This is a genomic window from Pseudomonas putida group bacterium ESBL64, assembly GCF_045277175.1.
GTDB classification, from domain to species: Bacteria; Pseudomonadota; Gammaproteobacteria; order Pseudomonadales; family Pseudomonadaceae; genus Aquipseudomonas; species Aquipseudomonas alloputida.
Map to the genome: position 1 here is coordinate 3,974,139 of NZ_CP145799.1, position 20,480 is coordinate 3,994,618.

A 20,480-nucleotide genomic window follows, 5' to 3' on the forward strand; every position below is an offset into this window, starting at 1 on the left:
AATCCTAGGCCTGAAGGTGTTTTTGCGGCCAATGCTATTGCACGCTAACCTATGCACAAACGGCATAGTGTTTCATGTGACGCCAATTGATATTCGAGCGTGTTCCATTTTGGTGCGCGCCGGGAGATGTGCTTCGTGAACCTTGAAAGCAAATGGCTGGAAGACTTCAGTGCTCTGGCCGCTACCCGCAGTTTTTCCCAGGCCGCAGAGCGGCGTTTCGTGACCCAACCGGCCTTCAGCCGGCGCATTCGCAGCCTTGAGGCGGCGTTAGGCCTGCAACTGGTGAACCGCTCTCGCACACCCATCGAGCTGACCGAGGCGGGTCAGCTATTTCTCGTCACAGCGCGTACTGTTGTCGACCAGTTGAGCGAAATTCTCCGCCATTTGCATCACTTGGAAGGCGGGCAGGGCGAAGTGGTGCAGGTAGCTGCGGCACACTCCTTGGCGTCGGGTTTCTTCCCCCGTTGGGTGGCCCAGCTGCGCAACGACGGTTTGAACATCGCCACCCGCCTGGTTGCGACTAACGTCGGAGATGCTGTGCATGCACTGCGCGAAGGCGGCTGCGACCTGATGCTGGCGTTCTATGACCCGGACGCGGCCTTGCAGATGGATGCCGAGATCTTCCCGTCGCTGCACATGGGCACCACTGAAATGCTGCCGGTGTGCGCCGTGGATGCCGATGGCAAGCCGTTGTTCGACCTGGAGGGCGAGGGCAGTGTGCCGTTGCTAGCCTACACCGCCGGCGCATTCCTCGGCCGCTCGGTCAACTTGCTGTTGCGCCAGCGCAACCTGCGTTATACCACCGTCTACGAAACCGCCATGGCCGACAGCCTCAAGAGCATGGCCCTGGAGGGGATGGGCATCGCTTGGGTGCCGCGCCTGTCGATGCGTGGCGAGCTCGAACGCGGTGAACTGGCGATCTGCGGCGGTAGCCAATGGCATGTGCCGCTGGAAATCCGCCTGTACCGCTGTGCTTTGGTGCGTAAGGCTAACGTCCGCTTGCTATGGCGCAAGCTGGAGTCGTCTGGCGCACAAGGTGAAGCGTCAATTTGAGTTGTATGTCAGGTAATCAGTGATATTTGCACGATTCCTGTCGCTGTAGCGGTAGCAGTTGGATCGTGCCGGTACACGGGGGTGCGTGTACGTTTCGCACACCCAGCCATTGAACTTCAGTTCGGCGTCTTCATGCGTGGCGCCTAGCAGATGGCCAATTTCATGAGCGGCAGCACCGTATGCGGCCACAGAGGCAATGGCCGTTTTCTGCTTGAAATAGGCCAAGCCGGCGTTGTAGTTCAGGCCGCTATGATCGTAGCTGTTGCGAGTGAGCAGGAGATGTTTGTCCATGAGAGAGTAGAGCCGGTGTCGCTGTTGTGCATACACCTGCTGGCTGAAAGCTTCCAGGAGCTTTTCGGACGGCATTCCTGCATAAGCAATATCGGTTATGTGTTTTACATTGCGTCGAAATATCACTTCGATGGGATGTTGGCTGAAACGGCGCATTTCGTTCAGCCAATGCTGGAAGAAGTCTTCGTTCAATTGCCCGTCGTGCATATCGGCCAGGTCGTCGTGCACATAGACGGTGACGGTGAGCGAGTGGGCCGCCGAAGCACTTGGCAATTGCAAGCTGAGTACCAGGCCAAACGAAAGTGCGAAAAAGCATGGAGTTTTCATGTAGACGTACCAAAGTGCGCGAGTTAAGGGCTGCGAGCGTGCAGCACTCGTCGACCCCGAGGCAGCAGGAAAAAGTTGTCCCACGAGACAGCTTGCCCTTTGATCCGGCATGTGCTTGTAGGGGTGGGCGGCCAGCCTTTAAATACGTTACAATCCCGCGCCTTCGGCCGACCTGGTCGATTCAGAATCCGTATGACAAGCCACGCCGGCCCACCTGCGTGGCTTGTTGCTTTTAGCGCGCCAGAAGGCGCTTGCAGGAGAGGCTCGACGATGAGTGCACTGGTTGGCGTGATCATGGGCTCCAAGTCCGATTGGTCCACCCTTAGCCACACCGCCGATATGCTGGAAAAACTCGGCATTCCCTACGAAGTGAAGGTGGTTTCCGCCCACCGCACCCCGGATCTGCTGTTCCAGTATGCCGAGGAGGCTGAGGGCCGTGGCATCGAGGTGATCATCGCCGGTGCCGGTGGCGCAGCCCACCTGCCAGGCATGTGCGCCGCCAAGACCCACCTGCCGGTGCTGGGCGTGCCGGTGCAGTCGTCGATGCTGTCGGGCGTCGATTCGCTGCTGTCGATCGTGCAGATGCCAGCCGGTGTGCCGGTTGCCACCCTTGCCATCGGCCGTGCCGGTGCGGTCAACGCTGCCCTGTTGTCGGCCAGCATTCTGGGCGCCAAGTACCCGCAGTACCACGCGGCGTTGAAGCAGTTCCGCACGGAACAGACCGACACCGTGCTGGACAACCCAGACCCGCGCCAGGCTTGAGGCTCAACCCATGAAGATCGGTGTAATCGGTGGCGGCCAGCTGGGCCGCATGCTGGCCTTGGCGGGTACCCCGCTGGGCATGAACTTCGCCTTCCTCGACCCGGCACCGGACGCCTGCGCTGCGCCCTTGGGCGAACACCTGCGTGCCGACTACGGCGATCAGGACCACCTGCGTCAGCTGGCCGACGAAGTCGACCTGGTCACCTTCGAGTTCGAAAGCGTCCCGGCCGAGACCGTGGCCTTCCTCTCGCAGTTCGTGCCCGTGTACCCCAGCGCCGAATCGCTGCGCATCGCCCGTGACCGCCTGTTCGAAAAGAGCATGTTCCGCGACCTGGGCATCCCCACCCCGGCCTTCGCCGACATCCTCTCGCAGGCAGATCTGGACGCCGCGGTGGCCAGCATCGGCCTGCCGGCCGTGCTGAAAACCCGCACGCTGGGTTACGACGGCAAGGGCCAGAAGGTGCTGCGCACGCCAGAAGACGTGGTGGGTACCTTCGCCGAGCTGGGCAGCGTGCCATGCCTGCTGGAGGGCTTCGTGCCGTTCACCGGCGAGGTGTCGCTGGTGGCTGTGCGTGGCCGCGATGGTGAAACCCGCTTCTACCCGCTGGTGCACAATACCCACGAGAGCGGCATTCTGCGCTTGTCGGTAGCCAGCCAGGGACACCCGCTGCAGGCTCTGGCCGAAGATTACGTCGGCCGCGTGTTGCAGAAGCTGGATTACGTTGGCGTGATGGCCTTCGAGTTCTTCGAGGTTGACGGTGGCTTGAAGGCCAACGAAATCGCCCCGCGCGTGCACAACTCCGGGCACTGGACCATCGAAGGCGCCGAGTGCAGCCAGTTCGAGAACCATCTGCGTGCCGTTGCCGGCCTGCCACTTGGCTCGACCGCCAAGGTGGGCGAGAGCGCGATGCTCAACTTCATCGGTGAAGTGCCGGCCGTGGACAAGGTTGTCGCCATCGGCGACTGTCACCTGCACCACTACGGCAAGGCCTTCAAGGTTGGCCGCAAGGTAGGACACGCCACCCTGCGCTGCCCTGACATGGCCACCCTCGAGCGCAAGATTGCCGAAGTAGAGGCGCTGATCAGCAACTGATCGGGCTTCGAATCGAACTTCCGCAAGCGGCATGCCCTCTGAATATGGCAACAAGCCGAAGCCCGTCTAGGCTTTGGCTTGTTCCAACTTCACTGCAGAGGGATTGCCATGGGTATCATTGGAACCATCTTCATCGGCCTCATCGTCGGCCTGCTGGCCCGCTTCATCAAACCGGGCGATGACAGCATGGGCTGGATCATGACCATCCTGCTGGGTATTGCCGGCTCCTTGTTGGCTACCTATGGCGGCCAGGCACTGGGTATATACCAGGCTGGGCAAGCGGCAGGCTTCCTTGGCGCGCTGGTCGGTGCCGTGGTGCTGCTGGTGATCTACGGATTCATCAAGAAACGCTGATTACTGGTTAGAATGCTCGGCAATTCTTTCGAGTTGCCGAGCATTTCCATGCGTGCCTTTTTCCTTGTCCCCTTGCTGTTGGCCAGTACCCTGGCCCATGCCGAACTGCCCGAAACCGACTGGCTGGAGCTGATGCCCAGGTCGGACCAGAAGGCACTCGAACAAATGCCTGAAATCGACCACAACTCACCGGAAGCCATGGGCACCTTTACCGCCAAGGGAGGCCTCAAGCAGAGCAAGGGCCTGCCTGCGGTGATGTACTCGACCAAGACCGTTGCAGCCATGAATGGCAAGGATATCCGCCTAGGTGGCTACCCTGTGCCGCTGGAGAGTGACGCCAAGGGCAACAGTACGTTGTTCTTCCTGGTGCCGTACCCGGGGGCGTGCATCCATGTGCCGCCACCGCCGCCGAACCAGCTGGTGCTTGTGCGCTACCCGAAAGGGTTGAAGATCGACGACATCTACACACCGCTGTGGGTCAGCGGCAAGCTGAAGGTGGAGAAGGTCAGCAATGACCTGGCCGACGCGGCCTATGCGCTGGATGCGGGGAAGGTGAGGGTGGTGGAAGACGCAGACCTTTGATAATTGCCCCGGCCTCTTCGCGGGCTTGCCCGCTCCCACAGGTAACCCACAATTTCGAGGCTTGTGGAGAACCTGTGGGAGCGGGCAAGCCCGCGAAGAGGCCGGTAATAAAAGAGCAGGGCTCAGATATTTTCACAACCGATCTGGACGCCCAGTGAATGACTCGCCCCAGGCTTCAACTCCACCAGGTCATCCCACACATTCGCCGTCTCGATGCACAGCATTCGCTGCCATCCATCGTCAGCCATGTCCGCCAGCTCCTTCGCCCGCTCGGTCCACGGGTTCCAGATCACCGCCGAGCGCGAGCCGCTGCTGGCCAAGGTAATCCGCCGATTCCAATGCGGGTCGACGATGCTGAGGGTCTGCGGGGTGTTCAGGTAGATCCGGTCCGTCTCCCCGGCAAACATCAGTGCCCCTTGCTGCTGGCGCTGTTCCCAGTTCGCCAGGGTCTCGATATAACCCAGCCCGTCGACACCCTCGACCCGCGTCTGGCGCACATCGCTGACCGCGAAGTAGCTATGCAGGGCCTGGCTGATGGTCACGGGGGTATTGCCCATGTTGCGGCTGGTCAGGCTCAGTGTCAGGTCTGCGCCCATCTCCACCACCAGTTTCAGCTCGACATCATGGGGCCAACCGGGCAGGTCGCCCCGCGTTTCAGGCAGTTCGAACTCGATCCGCAGGGTCTCGCCCACTTCTTTGATACCCAGCAATTTCCAGTCACGCGTGCGCGCAAGCCCGTGGGCAGGCGCCGGTGTTCCCTGGTACATGGCCTGGACGGCCTCAGGGTTGCGCTGCAGGTTGCCAAACCATGGCCAGCACACCGGTACCCCGGCGCGTACCGACTTGCCCTGGCGGAAGATGGCCTGGTCGCTCAGCCACAGCAGCGGCGGTTCGCCTACCTGCTGGTAGCTGAGGACCTGTGCGCCCTGCTGGGCGATCAGGAGTTCGGCACGGTCACTGCTGATACGCCAGCAGTTGAGTTCGCCATGTTGCTCGGTTACGACCTGAAAGGTAGCCATTGCGTTCTTCTCATTGATTGCCAGTGGGCCTTGGACCCGGGCAGATGCAATGAGTTTACCGCCAGCGTGGCTCAGCGACGAGGCACCGAGCGGGTACGACCACTGCCGTCGATGGCGACGAAGACGAATACCGCTTCGGTGACCTTGCGCCATTCGCTGGACAGCGGGTCGTCGCTCCACACCTCGACCATCATCTGGATCGAGCTGCGGCCGATTTCCAGGGTCTGGGTATAGAAAGACAGCTGTGCGCCGACCGCGACGGGCACCAGGAAGGCCATGCGGTCGATGGCGACGGTGGCTACGCGGCCGCCGGCGACACGGCTGGCCATGGCCGTGCCTGCCAGGTCCATCTGGGCAACCAGCCAACCGCCGAAGATATCGCCGAAACCGTTGGTTTCTCGCGGCAATGCGGTGATTTGCAAGGCCAGGTCGCCTTGCGGGATTGGATCTTCTTGTTCGAGCTCAATCATGCGATGGGGCCTCTGACCCGTGACGCTTTTCGTTGGTGTGGCGCAAAGGCCGGGTAAACGATTCAGCTTGAAACATACTACGCCGATTTCGTTTCACTGGGCGGCCGTAGGGAAACTCTGCGAAACCGCCTGACAATAGTGACCGGCGTTTTCGCACAACATCCCACGTTAGGAGCAACATAATCCTACGAAATGCCAGTATATAGGGCATAACGGCCAGCGACGACCGCGCATTCACGAATATCTGTGTGGATTTTGTATCGCTTTCGGCGTAGCTCGGCAATTTGCTATCTTCGCCTGTCTCCAATCCAGAAGCCGCGCGCCAAGCGGCCTGCATGCCCTACAAAGAGAACAACGAGCGATGACTTCCGTGCCCAGCAGTATCGAGCAGCCCTCGCGGCCGCTGACCCGCAGCGATTACAAGACCCTCTCACTGTCCGCCCTGGGCGGTGCGCTGGAGTTCTACGATTTCATCATCTTCGTGTTCTTCGCCACGGTGGTGGGCAAGTTGTTCTTCCCGGCCGACATGCCCGAGTGGCTGCGGCTGATGCAAACGTTCGGCATCTTCGCCGCCGGCTACCTGGCGCGGCCGCTGGGCGGCATCATCATGGCCCACTTCGGCGACTTGCTCGGGCGCAAGAAGATGTTCACCCTGAGCATCTTCATGATGGCCCTGCCGACCCTGATCATGGGCCTGCTGCCGACGTATGCGCAGATCGGTATGTGGGCACCGATCCTGCTGTTGCTGATGCGTGTGATCCAGGGCGCGGCAATCGGCGGCGAAGTACCGGGCGCATGGGTGTTCGTCTCTGAGCATGTGCCGGCTCGCAACACCGGCTATGCCTGCGGCACCCTGACCGCCGGCCTGACTGCCGGCATTCTGCTGGGCTCGCTGGTAGCGACCCTGATCAACAGCGTGTACAGCGCGGAAGAAGTGGCTGACTACGCCTGGCGTATCCCGTTCCTGCTTGGCGGTGTGTTCGGCCTGTTCTCGGTGTACCTGCGCCGCTGGCTGCACGAAACTCCGGTGTTCGCCGAAATGCAGCAACGCAAGGCACTGGCCGAGGAGTTGCCTCTGCGCGCCGTGCTGCGTGACCACCGTGGTCCGATCATCCTGTCGATGCTGCTGACCTGGATGCTTTCGGCCGGCATCGTGGTGGTCATCCTGATGACCCCGGCGCTGCTGCAGAGCTTCTACCACATCAGCCCGACCGACTCGCTCAAAGCCAACAGCCTGGCCATCGTGTTGCTCAGCTTCGGCTGTATTGGTGCCGGCAGCCTGGCCGACCGCTATGGTGCGGGCCGGGTATTCGTGATCGGTAGCCTGCTTTTGCTGGCCAGCTCCTGGAGCTTCTACCACAGCCTGCCGACCCGCCCCGAGTTGCTGTTCCCACTGTATGCCGTGACCGGCCTGTGCGTGGGTGTGATTGGCGCGGTGCCTTATGTGATGGTCAAGGCATTCCCGGCGGTGGTGCGTTTCAGCGGGTTGTCGTTCTCGTACAACGTGGCCTACGCCATCTTTGGCGGCCTGACGCCGATGGTGGTGACCGCACTGCTGAAGGTGAGCCCGATGGCGCCTGCCTACTACGTGGCAGGCCTGTGCGCCGTCGGTCTGGCCGTGGGCCTGTACCTGCTCGCCAACAAGCGCTGATCTGCGCTACGGCTACTGGCCTCTTCGCGGCTAAAGCCGCTCCTACAGGGTTTGGCACAGGCCTCAAGGCCGACACCGAACCTGTAGGAGCGGCTTTAGCCGCGAAGAGGCCACACCTGCTTTCAGTGATGGCCTTTCATCCAATTGTCATAATGAAGTCATATCGTGTTCATGCGGCCTGCCGATACTTGGGCCCGTTCCATCCAACACCCCAATATTCCTGCTAGGAGCAAGGCATGAAACTGAAGCGTTTGATGGCGGCCCTTACCTTTGCCGCCGCTGGCGTTGCAACCGCCAACGCGGTAGCCGCTGTCGATCCTGCGATCCCGACCTACACCAAGACCACCGGTGTTTCGGGCAACCTCTCCAGCGTTGGTTCCGACACCCTCGCGAACCTCATGACTCTGTGGGCCGAGGCCTACAAAAAGGAATATCCGAACGTAAACATCCAGATCCAGGCTGCCGGCTCCTCTACCGCGCCACCCGCGCTGACCGAAGGCACCGCCAACCTCGGCCCGATGAGCCGCAAGATGAAGGACGTCGAGCTGCAAGCCTTCGAGCAGAAGTACGGCTACAAGCCGACCGCCATCCCGGTCGCCGTCGACGCTCTGGCCGTGTTCGTGCACAAGGACAACCCAATCAAGGGCCTGACCATGGCTCAGGTCGACGCCATCTTCTCCTCCACTCGCCTGTGCGGTGGCAAGGCCGAGATCAAGACTTGGGGCGACGTCGGTGTGACCGGCGACCTGGCCAACAAGCCAATCCAGCTGTTCGGCCGCAACTCGGTATCGGGCACCTACGGCTACTTCAAGGAAGAAGCCCTGTGCAAAGGCGACTTCAAGCCTAACGTCAACGAACAGCCTGGCTCGGCTTCGGTCGTGCAGTCGATCAGCTCCTCGCTGAACGGCATCGGCTACTCGGGTATTGGTTACAAGACCGCCAGCGTCAAGACCGTAGCCCTGGCCAAGAAAGAAGGCGGCGAGTTTGTTGAAGACAACGAAGCCAACGCCCTGAACGGCACCTACCCGCTGTCGCGCTTCCTGTACGTCTACGTCAACAAGGCGCCGAACAAGCCTCTGGCTCCGCTGGAAGCCGAGTTCGTCAAGCTGGTGCTGTCGCAAGCGGGCCAGCAGGTGGTGGTGAAGGATGGCTACATCCCGCTGCCGGCCAAAGTCGTCGAGAAGACCCTGGCTGACCTGGGCCTGTCGCACGCCGGTAACGTTGCAAAGAAGTAAGTAATTAAGAGGAGGCCGGTGCCACAGCCCGGCCTCTTCCACGAATTTCCAGTCCGAAGCCAGGTTCCCTGTGCGGCGGGCTTTCGCGCGTCACCACTTTGTAATGTTTTTGTCACACGGGACCGCTAGGGTGTGCGCATGAATGATCTGGCCAATTCCAACATGACCCAAAACTCCCAGCCCGTGCGCATTGATTTCAATACGCCCGAGTTGCAACGCAAGCGCCGCATGCGCGCGCTCAAGGACCGCCTGACCCGCTGGTATGTGCTGGTAGGCGGGCTTGCCGTATTGGCGGCAATCACGTTGATCTTCTTCTACCTGGCTTATGTGGTGTTGCCACTGTTCCAGGGCGCCGAGCTGACCAGCAAGAAAGCCCTGGAGCCGACATGGCTGCAGCAGGATGCCGGTAAGCCACTGATGATCGCGCTTGAAGAGCAGAATCAGGTGGGGATGCGTGTTTCGGACAAGGGCCAGGCATTGTTCTTCGATACCAAGACCGGTAACGAGCTCAAGCGTGTCGAGCTACCCGTGCCGGCAGACACCCAAGTCACGTCCATCAGTACTGACCAGCCGGGCAGCGCGCTGGTGGTGCTGGGCCTGTCCAATGGCCAGGCGCTGGTTTTCCAGCACACCTACAAGATCACCTACCCGGACAACAAGAAAACCATCACCCCTGGCATCGACTACCCGTACGGCGAGCAATCGTTCGTGCTCGACGAGCAGGGGCGTGCGCTGGACCACGTCAGCGTCAACGTCAACGGCGACACCCTGCTGCTGGCCGGTTCTACCGGTGCTCACCTGCAGGTGGTCGAGCTGACCCGCACGGAAAACATGATGACCGAAGAGGTCACCACCGAGCAGAACCGCATCGAACTGCCGCAAATGACCGAGACGGTGAAGAATATCTTCATCGACCCACGCCAGCACTGGCTGTACGTGATCAACGGCCGCGCCACGGCCGACGTGTTCAGCCTGCGCGACAAGAGCCTCAACGGCCGTTACAAGTTGTCTGATAGCGCCGACACCGAAATTACTGCCACGGCCCAGCTGGTTGGCGGCATTTCGCTGATCATCGGTGACTCCAAGGGCGGGCTGGCCCAGTGGTTCATGGCCCGCGACCCGGATGGCGAATCGCGCTTCAAGCAGATCCGTACCTTCCAGATGGGCAAGGCGCCGATCGTGCAGATCGACGCCGAAGAGCGCCGCAAGGGCTTCATCGCCCTGGACGCCGAAGGCAAACTGGGCGTGTTCCATAGCACTGCACACCGAACCCTGCTGGTAGAGCCTGCTGCCGAAGGCCCTGGCACGCTGGCCCTGTCGCCACGCGCCAACCGCATCATCATCGAAGAAGGCGGCAAGTTGTTGCCGTTGAGCCTGCGCAACCCGCACCCGGAAGTTTCGTTCAGCGCGCTGTGGGGCAAGGTGTGGTACGAGAACTACGACGAGCCGAAATACGTCTGGCAATCGACCGCGTCAAACACTGACTTCGAGCCTAAACTGAGCCTGTCGCCGCTGACCTTCGGAACCCTGAAGGCCGCGTTCTACGCCATGATCCTGGCCGCCCCGCTGGCCATTGCCGCAGCCATCTACACCGCCTACTTCATGGCCCCGCGCATGCGCCGCAAGGTCAAGCCGGTGATCGAGCTGATGGAAGCGATGCCGACGGTGATCCTCGGCTTCTTCGCCGGCCTGTTCCTGGCCCCGTACCTGGAAGGCCACCTGCCCGGTGTGTTCAGCCTGTTCCTGCTGATGCCGATCGGTATCCTGCTGGCCGGCTTTTTCTGGAGCCGGCTGCCGGAGTCGATCCGCCTGCGTGTACCGGATGGTTGGGAAGCGGCGATCCTGATTCCGGTCATCCTGTTCACCGGCTGGTTCGCCCTGACCATGAGCCCGCATCTGGAAAGCTGGTTCTTCGGCGGCGACATGCGCCTGTGGATCACTAACGATTTAGGCATCACCTACGACCAGCGCAACGCCCTGGTAGTCGGTATCGCCATGGGCTTCGCGGTCATCCCGAACATCTACTCGATTGCCGAAGATGCCGTGTTCAGTGTGCCGCGCAGTCTGACCCTGGGCTCGCTGGCACTGGGCGCGACGCCTTGGCAGACCCTGACTCGCGTGGTCATCCTCACTGCCAGCCCGGGCATCTTCTCGGCGTTGATGATCGGCTTGGGCCGTGCGGTAGGCGAGACCATGATCGTGCTGATGGCTACCGGCAACACGCCGGTGATGGAGATGAACCTGTTCGAGGGCATGCGCACCCTGGCCGCCAACGTGGCTGTGGAAATGCCGGAATCGGAAGTCGGTGGCAGCCACTATCGCGTGCTGTTCCTGGCCGCCCTGGTGCTGCTGATGTTCACCTTCATCATGAACACCTTGGCCGAGCTGATTCGCCAGCGTCTGCGCAAGAAATACTCGTCGCTTTGATAGAAAGGTAGCGATCCGTGAAAAAGGATTCCCTCAAAGGCTGGTTCAAGAGCGGCGCCCCAGGCGTCTGGATGAGCGGCGGCGCGGTGGCCATGGCCGTGATCATGACCGTCGGCCTGCTGGCGGTGATCGCCGTGCGCGGCCTGGGCCACTTCTGGCCAGCCGATCTTGTCCAGGCCACCTACAAGGTGCCAGGCCAGGCCGATCACGTCGTCATTGGCGAAGTGGTGCAGAAGGAGGAAGTACCCCGAGCTCGTCTGAAGGGTGCTGGCCTGCCGGTACCGGACCAGGGCCCGGAGTTCATGACCCGGGAGCTGATCAAGGTGGGTAACCGCGACCTCAACGGCAGCGACTTTACCTGGGTGGTCGGCGACTGGCTGGTCGACGAACAGCGCCCGGCGGACCTGATGGCCCTTGAGCGCCGCGAGTGGGGCAACTTCTATGGCTACCTGGTCAGCGTCAAGGAACAAGGCCGTGTGGTTGCCGAAGGCCCCGCTGCCTGGAACGAACTACAGGCCCGCCTCAAGCGTGCCAACCAGCTCAACAGCGAGCTGCAGCAGCTGGAGAAGAAGGACATCGGTGCCATCAACCATGGCCTTGAGCGCCTGCGCCTGCAAGCGCGCAAGCTGGAGCTGGACGGCAAGCTGGACGCCGCTGCCCAGGCCGACATGGACGCCGACCGTGCCGAACTGAACAGCCGCTACAAGGCTATCGAAGACCGCCTGACCGGCCTGCACCAGGCTTTCTCCCGCGACAGCCTGGTGGCCCGGGATGGCAACGGCCGTGAAGTGGAAATCAACCTGAGCAAGGTGGTGCATGCCGTTCAGCCGAACGGCATGTCGGCGTTCACCAAGTTGGGCACCTACTTCGGCAAGGTCTGGGAGTTCCTCAGCGACGACCCGCGTGAAGCCAACACCGAGGGCGGTATCTTCCCGGCCATCTTCGGTACCGTGATGATGACCCTGATCATGGCCGTGATCGTTACCCCGTTCGGCGTGCTGGCTGCCGTGTACCTGCGTGAATACGCCAGGCAGGGCCCGGTCACCCGGCTTATCCGCATTGCGGTGAACAACCTGGCCGGTGTTCCTGCGATCGTCTACGGTGTGTTCGGTCTGGGCTTCTTCGTCTATGTGCTGGGCGGCTCGATCGACCGCCTGTTCTTCCCCGAAGCGTTGCCGGCGCCGACCCTGGGTACCCCGGGCCTGCTGTGGGCATCGCTGACCCTGGCATTGCTGGCGGTGCCGGTGGTGATCGTGGCCACCGAAGAAGGCCTGGCGCGAATCCCGCGCACCGTGCGTGAAGGCTCGCTGGCGTTGGGCGCAACCAAGGCCGAGACCCTGTGGAAAATCGTCCTGCCCATGGCCAGCCCGGCCATGATGACCGGCATGATCCTCGCCGTGGCCCGTGCCGCCGGCGAAGTCGCGCCGCTGATGCTGGTAGGTGTGGTGAAGCTGGCGCCGTCGCTGCCGGTGGATGGAAACTACCCGTACCTGCACCTGGACCAGAAGATCATGCACCTGGGCTTCCACATCTATGACGTCGGCTTCCAGAGCCCGAACGTCGAAGCTGCGCGGCCGCTGGTATATGCCACTGCGCTGCTGCTGGTGCTGGTGATCGCGACCCTCAACCTCTCTGCCGTGTGGATTCGCAACCACCTGCGCGAGAAGTACAAGGCGCTGGACGGCTGACCCTGATTACAAGCGTGCCGCCCGTAAGCCGGGCGGCCCTTTGAAACGACTTGATAGCGTATGGAGTTGACCATGCAGCAAGATTCCCACACCCATGGCATCGACATGTCTGCCCTGGGCCGCAACAAGCAAAGCCTGCGAATGGCTGAAGAAACCGTGGCCATCGAAGTGCCGGGCCTGAGCCTGTTCTATGGCGACAAGCAAGCGCTGTTCGACGTGCAGATGAACATCCCGAAGCAGCGTGTGACCGCCTTCATCGGCCCATCCGGCTGCGGCAAGTCGACCCTGCTGCGCACCTTCAACCGGATGAACGACCTGGTTGACGGTTGCCGTGTGGAAGGTGCCATCAACCTGTACGGCAACAACATCTACCGCAAGGGCGAAGACGTTGCCGAACTGCGCCGGCGTGTGGGCATGGTGTTCCAGAAGCCGAACCCGTTCCCCAAGACCATCTACGAGAACGTGGTCTACGGCCTGCGCATCCAGGGCATCAACAAGAAGCGCGTGCTTGATGAAGCCGTCGAGTGGGCGTTGAAGGGCGCGGCCTTGTGGGACGAGGTCAAGGACCGCCTGCACGAGTCGGCGCTGGGCCTGTCCGGTGGCCAGCAGCAGCGTCTGGTCATCGCCCGCACCATTGCCGTGGAGCCGGAGGTGCTGCTGCTTGACGAACCGTGCTCGGCGCTGGACCCGATCTCGACCTTGAAGGTCGAAGAACTGATCTATGAATTGAAATCCAAGTACACCATCGTCATCGTGACCCACAACATGCAGCAAGCGGCGCGTGTTTCGGATTACACCGCGTTCATGTACATGGGCAAACTGGTCGAATTCGGGGATACCGATACCCTGTTCACCAACCCGGCGAAGAAGCAGACCGAAGACTACATCACCGGTCGCTACGGCTAAGCGCCGCTCGCGAAACAGGCACCTCGGTGTCTGGCACCGGCGTTGCCGGTGTTCGCGGGTGAACCCGCTCCTACAGGGCCGCGCTACCAAAGGACAAAACGATGATCAACAAAGAAAGCCTTACCCATCACATTTCCCAGCAGTTCAACGCCGAGCTCGAAGAGGTGCGCAGCCACCTGCTGGCCATGGGCGGGCTGGTGGAAAAGCAGGTCAACGACGCGGTTACCGCGCTGATCGAAGCCGACTCTGGTCTGGCCCAGCAGGTGCGCGAGGTTGACGAGCAGATCAACCAGATGGAGCGCAACATCGACGAGGAGTGCTTGCGCATCCTCGCCCGCCGCCAGCCAGCGGCCTCGGACCTGCGCCTGATCATCAGCATTTCCAAGTCGGTGATTGACCTGGAACGCATCGGTGACGAGTCGACCAAGATCGCTCGCCGCGCCATCCAGCTGTGCGAAGAGGGCGAGTCGCCGCGTGGTTATGTCGAGGTGCGCCACATTGGCGACCAGGTGCGCAACATGGTCCGGGATGCGCTGGACGCCTTTGCCCGCTTCGACGCCGACCTTGCGCTGTCGGTGGCCCAGTACGACAAGACCATCGACCGCGAATACAAGACCGCGCTGCGTGAGCTGGTGACCTACATGATGGAAGACCCGCGCTCTATCTCGCGGGTGCTGAGCGTGATCTGGGTGCTGCGCTCGCTGGAGCGTATTGGCGACCATGCGCGCAACATCTCCGAACTGGTGATCTATCTGGTGCGCGGCACCGACGTGCGCCACATGGGCCTCAAGCGCATGACGGCAGAAGTGCAGGGCACTGCCGTCGCCAACGGCGAAAAGGCTAATGTTCCGGGTGAATCTGACGATAAGTAAGGTTGCTCCCGAGCATCGACGCCCGGCCTTGGCCGGGCGTTTTCGTTTGCGGTCGAGAGCCGGCAGGCACCCGCGAACGATGTGAAGAAGTCCCGGCGTGACCAGGTTGTAGCAAATGGCCATCATTTGGCAGTAGGCTAGTCGGGATTCATAAGGAGTATCGATGAGTAAAGTGAATGTGCTGGTCGTGGATGACGCCCCGTTTATCCGTGATCTGGTCCGCAAGTGTCTGCGCAACGCCTTCCCGGGTATGGCCATCGACGACGCGGTCAACGGTCGCAAGGCCATGGCCATGCTCGGCAAGGAAGCGTTCGATCTGGTCCTCTGCGACTGGGAAATGCCGGAAATGTCAGGCCTGGAACTGCTGACCTGGTGCCGTCAGCAGCCTGCACTGAAGAACCTGCAGTTCATCATGGTGACCAGCCGTGGCGACAAGGAAAACGTCATTCAGGCGATCCAGGCGGGCGTTTCCGATTTTGTAGGCAAGCCGTTCACCAACGAGCAACTGCTGACCAAGGTAAAAAAAGCCCTGACCAAGATCGGTAAGCTCGACAGCCTGATGGCCACCGGCCCGGCGCGAGCCAACCCGGCGTTTGCCAACGATTCGTTGAACGCGCTGACTGCGGGCAAGCCCGAAGCGGTCAAGGTTGCGGCGCCGGTACCGGCCAAACCTTTGGTCGCCGCACCCGCACCTGCTGCCCCCGCGCCGAGCGGCCGTGGCCAGGGCCAGCTGCGCCTGGCCAGTGGCATGCAGCCATGCGTGATCAAGGCGTTGAGCCTGAAAGAGGCACTGCTGGTGGTACGCCGCAGCGAAGTGCTGCCACAGGTGCTGGAAGGTGCGGTGCTGGACCTGGAGCAGGGCGAAAGTGCCGAAGTTGCTCGCCTGAACGGCTACCTGCATGCGGTGGCGGCGCTGGAGCCAAAACCTGACAGCGACTGGTTGCAGTTGACGTTCAAGTTTGTCGACCAGGATGCCCAGAAGCTCGACTACCTGTCTCGGTTGATTGCCCGCGGCACTGCGCAGAAGCACTTCACCCCCGGTGCCTGACCCCGGCCCCGCGTCATGCTTTGGGCAGGAGCAGCACACGGATGCTCCTGCCCAAGCCCGAGTTGCCCCATCCGACCAACTGCAATACCTACCGTAAAACCCGCTGCTAGGCTTCGACAGATCATAACTGTCAAAAAGCCACTATCATGCCCGCGCGCCTGCTGCTGTTCTGTGCATTGCTCATGGCCTCGGCGTCGAGCCAGGGCGTGACGCTCTACAAGATCACTGACGATTCCGGTGTCGTCTCCTATTCCGACCGCCCTGGCCCCGGCGCCAAGCCCTTGGTGTTGCTCGAGCCCATGGTCGAAACGCTCGAAGGCCAGGTACTGCTGAACGCGAAAACCTTCGACGGTGGCGTGAGCTTTTCGGCACGAAACGAGCTGCATGTGCCGGTAGAGGTAGAGTTGCGGCTGGACAACCTGGTCAACGCACAAGGCGGTGACGCCCCGCGTATCGTGCGCCGGCTGCTGCCGCCGCGCACCACGCAGATGCTCAGTGTGCTCAGGGGGCGGCCCGGGCTGCTGCTGAACTACCGTTCGACCCTGCTGCAGGCCATGGGTGACCCGGGCAAACGGCCCCAGGGCTTCCGCTATGCGTTCCCGTGGATTGGCGGGCCGTTCCGCGTCACTCAGGGCCCCAATGGCCGTGTCAGTCATTTTGGGCCCCGAGGGCGCTACGCCATGGATATCGCCATGCCCGAAGGCACACCCATCATCGCGGCGCGGGAAGGGGTGGTGGTGAAGACGCAGAACAGCCAGAGCGGGCGCGGCCCCAACCCCTCGGGTAACTTTGTCAGGATTTTGCACCCGGACGGCACCATGGGCGTCTACCTTCACCTGATGCGTGGTTCGGTGATGGTGGCGGAGGGGCAACGGGTACGGCAGGGTCAGATGCTGGCCAAGTCGGGCAATACCGGCAACAGCACTGGGCCGCACCTGCATTTTGTGGTGCAGCGCAATGTGGGGTTGGCGCTGGAGTCGATACCTTACCGCTTCGACAGGCCGATCAGCGGGATGCCGGATTTCACTGCCGGCAACCCCTGACCGATTGGGCCATCAATCCAGCTTCAGCACCTTGGCCAGTACGATCTTGGGCCCTTTCATCTTCTTGATGATGATGCGCAGCCCTTCGACTTCCAGCACTTCCTCTTCTTCCGGCACGCGCTTGAGCGTCTCGTAGATCAACCCGGCCAGGGTTTCGGCCTCGATGTGGTCAAGGTCGATACCCAGCAGGCGTTCGACCTTGAACAGTGGGGTGTCGCCGCGCACCAGCAACTTGCCCGGCTGGTAGGCGAGAATGCCACGCTCGGTCTTGCGGTGCTCGTCCTGGATGTCGCCCACCAGCACTTCCAGCACGTCTTCCATGGTCAGGTAGCCGATCACCTTGCCATCGGCTTCCTCTACCAGCACGAAGTGCGCGCCGCCCTTACGGAACTGCTCCAGCAACTGGGCCAGCGGCATGTGCCGCGACACGCGTTCGAGTGGCCGGGCAAGGTCCTCCAGGTCGATGGTCTCTGGTAAGTGCTCCAGCTCAGCCAGCTCCAGTAGCAGGTCCTTGATGTGCAGCAGGCCGGTGAATTCTTCGCGCTCGGCGTCGTACACCGGGTAGCGGCTGAACTTGTGGCGGCGCACCAGGGCCAGGATCTGCTTCAGAGGCGCATGGGCGTCGATGCTGATCATGTCCTCACGCGAGTTGGCCCAGTCGACCACTTCCAGCTCGCCCATTTCCACGGCCGAGGCCAGCACGCGCATGCCTTGGTCGCTTGGGTCCTGGCCACGGCTGGAGTGCAGGATCAGCTTAAGTTCTTCGCGGCTGTAGTGGTGCTCGTGGTGCGGGCCAGGCTCGCCCTGGCCGGCAATACGCAGGATGGTATTGGCGCTGGCATTGAGCAGGTAGATGGCCGGGTACATCGCCCAGTAGAACAGGTAAAGCGGCACGGCGGTCCACAGCGACAGCAGCTCTGGCTTACGGATAGCCCAGGACTTGGGGGCCAGCTCGCCGACCACGATGTGCAGGTACGAGATGACGAAGAAGGCGACGAAGAACGAGATCGCCTTGACCAGCTCGGCGCTGTCCACGCCGAAATAGGCCAGCAATGGTTCCAGCAGGTGGGCGAAGGCGGGCTCACCCACCCAGCCCAGGCCCAGCGAGGCGAGGGTGATGCCCAATTGGCAGGCCGACAGGTAGGCGTCGAGCTGGTTGTGAACCTTGCGCAGGATGTTGCCACGCCAGCCGTGCTTTTCGGCGATGGCCTCTACGCGTGTAGCGCGCAGCTTGACCATGGCGAACTCCGCAGCAACGAAGAAGCCGTTGAGCAGCACCAGCAGGAAGGCAAAGATGATCATGCCGAAGTCGGCGAATAACGAGGTGAGGCTAATACCAGAGGAAGGGTCCATGATGGAGTTTTTACGGGGTCCGTCTTTGAGATAGAGAGAAAAAAAGTGCCAGCTTTTGCTGGCACAGGGGATCCAATGTAGCGGCTGGGGCCGTAAAAGCAAAGGGCAGCGGACTCATTGCAGTCTCTGTGGGAGCAGGCATGCCCGCGAAGGCCCGCGCAGCAGCCTCAATCTCAAGCCTTTTCGTTGGCCAATTGTGCTGGCGCAAAGTGACAGGTAAAGGTGCTGCCATGCCCCGGTACACTGCTGATTTCCAGCTTGCCCCGGTGGCGCATCAGCACATGCTTGACGATTGCGAGCCCCAGCCCGGTACCGCCGGTATTCGATGCACGGCTGGAGTCTACGCGGTAGAAGCGCTCGGTCAGGCGTGGCAAATGCTTAGCATCGATGCCCACCCCCGAGTCCTGCACCGACAGGTGTGCGCCCTGGGCATCGGCCCACCAGCGGATGCGGATGCTGCCTTCGTCCTGGGTGTACTTGACTGCATTGAACACCAGATTGGAAAAGGCACTGCGCAGTTCCGACTCGCTGCCCTTCAGCTTGATGCCAGGCGCAGCTTCCAGGCTGATGCGCTGGTTGCGCGGCCCGGACAGGGCCTGGGCGTCGTTCTTGATGGCGGCGAGCAGGGCATCGACCGCCACCGGCTGGTTGTCCGATGGGTAATCGGTGGCTTCCAGTTTGGCCAATAGCAACAAATCGTTGAGCAGGGTTTGCATGCGCGAGCCTTGCTGGCTCATCTGCTGCAGGGCGCGGCTCCACCGCGGGTTCACGTCCTCGACGTTGTCCAGCAGGGTTTCCAGGTAGCCGGTGATTACCGTCAGCGGCGTGCGCAGCTCGTGGGACACGTTGGCGACGAAGTCCTTGCGCATCTGTTCCAGCTGGTGAATGCGGGTGACATCGCGCACCAGCATCAGGTGTTCATTGTTGCCGTAGCGGGTGATGTGCAACTGCACACGCATGCGGTCATTGATCGGCGAAGGGATTTCCAGCGGTTCGAGGTAGTTTTCTGCCTCGAAGTACTCTTTGAAGAGCGGGTGGCGCACCAGATTGGTCACTTGCTGGCCGCCGTCCTGTGGGGTCTTGAAGCCCAGCAGGGTCTCGGCGGCGCGGTTCCACCATTCCAGGTTGCCGTCGCTGTCGAGCATGATCACCGCGTCACGCAGCGCAGCGGTGGACTCCTGCACCCGGTCGATCACTGCCTGCAGGCGGCCCCGTACGCGCTGGTCGCGGCGTTGCAGGTGGTAGATGCTATCGAATACCTCGCCCCACAGGCCGTAGCCATCGGGCGGTGCTTCGTCGGGTTGGTGATTGCGCAGCCAGTCGTGCAAGCGCAGCAGTTGCTTGAGGGTCCAGCCCAGATAGAGCGCCAGGCCGATGGCCAGGCTCCAGCCGTAGTAGCCGCTGATCAGCCCGCCGATCAGGCAGACGGTAATCAGCAACAGCAGATGGCGAATCAGGGTTGCGTGCCAGTTCTGGTTCAATTGACGGTCCTTGTACAACGACGTGCAGCTTGGCGCTCGGGAACTCGATCAGCTCTTGGTCGAGAAGCGGTAGCCAGTGCCCCGGACGGTTTGTACCAGATTCTCGTAAGCTTCACCCAGCGCCTTGCGCAGGCGACGGATGTGCACGTCGACGGTACGTTCCTCGACGTAGACGTTGCCGCCCCACACCTGGTCCAGCAATTGGCCTCGGGTGTAGGCGCGCTCCTGGTGGGTCATGAAAAACTGCAGCAGGCGGTATTCGGTAGGGCCCATCTCGGCCGGCTTGCCGTCGATGGTCACACGGTGGCTGATCGGGTCGAGCAGCAGGCCGCCGACCTCGATCGGCGCCTCGCTGTCGCTCGGACCCGTGCGGCGCAGCACGGCTTTCAGTCGCGCTACCAGTTCACGCGGCGAGAACGGCTTGGTGATGTAGTCGTCGGCGCCCACTTCCAGGCCCTGGATCTTGTTGTCCTCTTCACCCTTGGCGGTGAGCATGATGATCGGGATATCGCCGGTCAGTTCGTCGCGCTTCAGGCGGCGGGCCAGCTCGATGCCGGAGGTGCCCGGCAGCATCCAGTCGAGCAGGATCAGGTCCGGTTTGCGGTCGACGATGATCGCGTGGGCCTGTTGGGAGTTTTCCGCTTCCAGGCAGTCATAGCCGGCCATTTCCAGGGCAACGGCGATCATCTCGCGAATGGGTGCTTCGTCGTCGACGATCAGAATGTTCCTGCCTACCATGCTCAAAACCTCTCCTGGATTCGGTGTCTTGGCCCGCATTAGATAACGGAATTATTGCAGCTGTGTGACAGGGTGTTGGCCGTTCTG

At 61.7% G+C, this 20,480-nt stretch carries 19 protein-coding genes; 13 read left to right on the forward strand and 6 right to left on the reverse strand.

Annotation, left to right across the window (positions count from 1 at the left end):
- The first annotated feature begins 135 nt into the window (after positions 1-135).
- On the forward strand, positions 136-1,053 hold the full coding sequence (locus V6093_RS18100) for a LysR substrate-binding domain-containing protein (RefSeq protein WP_003253299.1): 918 nt from the start codon (positions 136-138) through the stop codon (positions 1,051-1,053).
- Here the strand turns inward: V6093_RS18100 and V6093_RS18105 are convergent.
- The gene (locus tag V6093_RS18105; RefSeq protein WP_047603729.1) at positions 1,045-1,671 is read right to left on the reverse strand and encodes a zinc-dependent metalloprotease family protein; all 627 of its coding nucleotides are present in this window, start codon (positions 1,669-1,671) and stop codon (positions 1,045-1,047) included. The genes V6093_RS18100 and V6093_RS18105 overlap by 9 nt on opposite strands.
- 270 nt (positions 1,672-1,941) lie before the next feature.
- Here V6093_RS18105 and purE point away from each other — a divergent pair, with 270 nt between their 5' ends.
- From purE to V6093_RS18125, 4 genes are all read left to right on the forward strand, one after another.
- Positions 1,942-2,433 carry a 5-(carboxyamino)imidazole ribonucleotide mutase gene (gene purE, locus V6093_RS18110; protein WP_003253304.1) on the forward strand — a complete coding sequence of 164 codons (492 nt, stop codon included), beginning with the start codon at positions 1,942-1,944 and terminating at the stop codon, positions 2,431-2,433.
- A 10-nt stretch (positions 2,434-2,443) separates the two neighbouring features.
- On the forward strand, positions 2,444-3,526 hold the full coding sequence (locus V6093_RS18115) for a 5-(carboxyamino)imidazole ribonucleotide synthase (protein WP_003253306.1): 1,083 nt from the start codon (positions 2,444-2,446) through the stop codon (positions 3,524-3,526).
- A gap of 108 nt (positions 3,527-3,634) precedes the next feature.
- Positions 3,635-3,880 (forward strand): GlsB/YeaQ/YmgE family stress response membrane protein, encoded by a 246-nt coding sequence (locus V6093_RS18120; protein ID WP_003253308.1) that lies wholly within the window; start codon positions 3,635-3,637, stop codon positions 3,878-3,880.
- A gap of 48 nt (positions 3,881-3,928) precedes the next feature.
- Positions 3,929-4,462 carry a DUF3299 domain-containing protein gene (locus V6093_RS18125; RefSeq protein WP_003253310.1) on the forward strand — a complete coding sequence of 178 codons (534 nt, stop codon included), beginning with the start codon at positions 3,929-3,931 and terminating at the stop codon, positions 4,460-4,462.
- A 122-nt stretch (positions 4,463-4,584) separates the two neighbouring features.
- Here the strand turns inward: V6093_RS18125 and V6093_RS18130 are convergent, their stop codons facing one another.
- Complete coding sequence (locus tag V6093_RS18130; protein WP_406669575.1) at positions 4,585-5,481, reverse strand: D-hexose-6-phosphate mutarotase; 897 nt, start codon at positions 5,479-5,481, stop codon at positions 4,585-4,587.
- A gap of 71 nt (positions 5,482-5,552) precedes the next feature.
- The gene (locus V6093_RS18135; RefSeq protein WP_003253317.1) at positions 5,553-5,951 is read right to left on the reverse strand and encodes an acyl-CoA thioesterase; all 399 of its coding nucleotides are present in this window, start codon (positions 5,949-5,951) and stop codon (positions 5,553-5,555) included.
- A gap of 361 nt (positions 5,952-6,312) precedes the next feature.
- Between V6093_RS18135 and V6093_RS18140 the strand changes: the two genes are divergently transcribed.
- From V6093_RS18140 to V6093_RS18175, 8 genes are all read left to right on the forward strand, one after another.
- Positions 6,313-7,602, forward strand: a complete 1,290-nt coding sequence (locus tag V6093_RS18140) for an MFS transporter (protein WP_014754877.1) — start codon at positions 6,313-6,315, stop codon at positions 7,600-7,602.
- A 236-nt stretch (positions 7,603-7,838) separates the two neighbouring features.
- Positions 7,839-8,837, forward strand: coding sequence for a phosphate ABC transporter substrate-binding protein PstS (locus V6093_RS18145; RefSeq protein WP_047603727.1), 999 nt, complete (start codon positions 7,839-7,841; stop codon positions 8,835-8,837).
- Between the two features lie 138 nt (positions 8,838-8,975).
- Positions 8,976-11,264, forward strand: coding sequence for an ABC transporter permease subunit (locus V6093_RS18150; protein ID WP_108078755.1), 2,289 nt, complete (start codon positions 8,976-8,978; stop codon positions 11,262-11,264).
- A gap of 71 nt (positions 11,265-11,335) precedes the next feature.
- A complete protein-coding gene (gene pstA / locus V6093_RS18155; protein ID WP_172830966.1) occupies positions 11,336-12,952 on the forward strand; it encodes a phosphate ABC transporter permease PstA in 1,617 nt (538 codons plus the stop codon).
- A 72-nt stretch (positions 12,953-13,024) separates the two neighbouring features.
- Positions 13,025-13,858, forward strand: a complete 834-nt coding sequence (pstB, locus tag V6093_RS18160; RefSeq protein WP_003253327.1) for a phosphate ABC transporter ATP-binding protein PstB — start codon at positions 13,025-13,027, stop codon at positions 13,856-13,858.
- A 101-nt stretch (positions 13,859-13,959) separates the two neighbouring features.
- Positions 13,960-14,730, forward strand: coding sequence for a phosphate signaling complex protein PhoU (phoU, locus tag V6093_RS18165; RefSeq protein WP_003253329.1), 771 nt, complete (start codon positions 13,960-13,962; stop codon positions 14,728-14,730).
- Positions 14,731-14,893: 163 nt separating this feature from the next.
- Entirely contained in the window at positions 14,894-15,778 is an 885-nt protein-coding gene (locus V6093_RS18170) for a response regulator (RefSeq protein ID WP_003253331.1), read from the forward strand.
- 146 nt (positions 15,779-15,924) lie between these two features.
- Positions 15,925-16,821, forward strand: coding sequence for a peptidoglycan DD-metalloendopeptidase family protein (locus tag V6093_RS18175; RefSeq protein WP_047603722.1), 897 nt, complete (start codon positions 15,925-15,927; stop codon positions 16,819-16,821).
- A 12-nt stretch (positions 16,822-16,833) separates the two neighbouring features.
- On the opposite strand, the gene V6093_RS18180 is transcribed toward V6093_RS18175, so the two are convergent.
- The 3 genes from V6093_RS18180 to phoB form a co-directional block, all read right to left on the reverse strand.
- Entirely contained in the window at positions 16,834-18,174 is a 1,341-nt protein-coding gene (locus V6093_RS18180; RefSeq protein ID WP_003253336.1) for a hemolysin family protein, read from the reverse strand.
- 173 nt (positions 18,175-18,347) lie between these two features.
- Complete coding sequence (gene phoR, locus V6093_RS18185) at positions 18,348-19,655, reverse strand: phosphate regulon sensor histidine kinase PhoR (RefSeq protein WP_014861175.1); 1,308 nt, start codon at positions 19,653-19,655, stop codon at positions 18,348-18,350.
- A 48-nt stretch (positions 19,656-19,703) separates the two neighbouring features.
- Entirely contained in the window at positions 19,704-20,393 is a 690-nt protein-coding gene (phoB, locus tag V6093_RS18190; RefSeq protein WP_003253341.1) for a phosphate regulon transcriptional regulator PhoB, read from the reverse strand.
- Between the last annotated feature and the right edge of the window lie 87 nt (positions 20,394-20,480).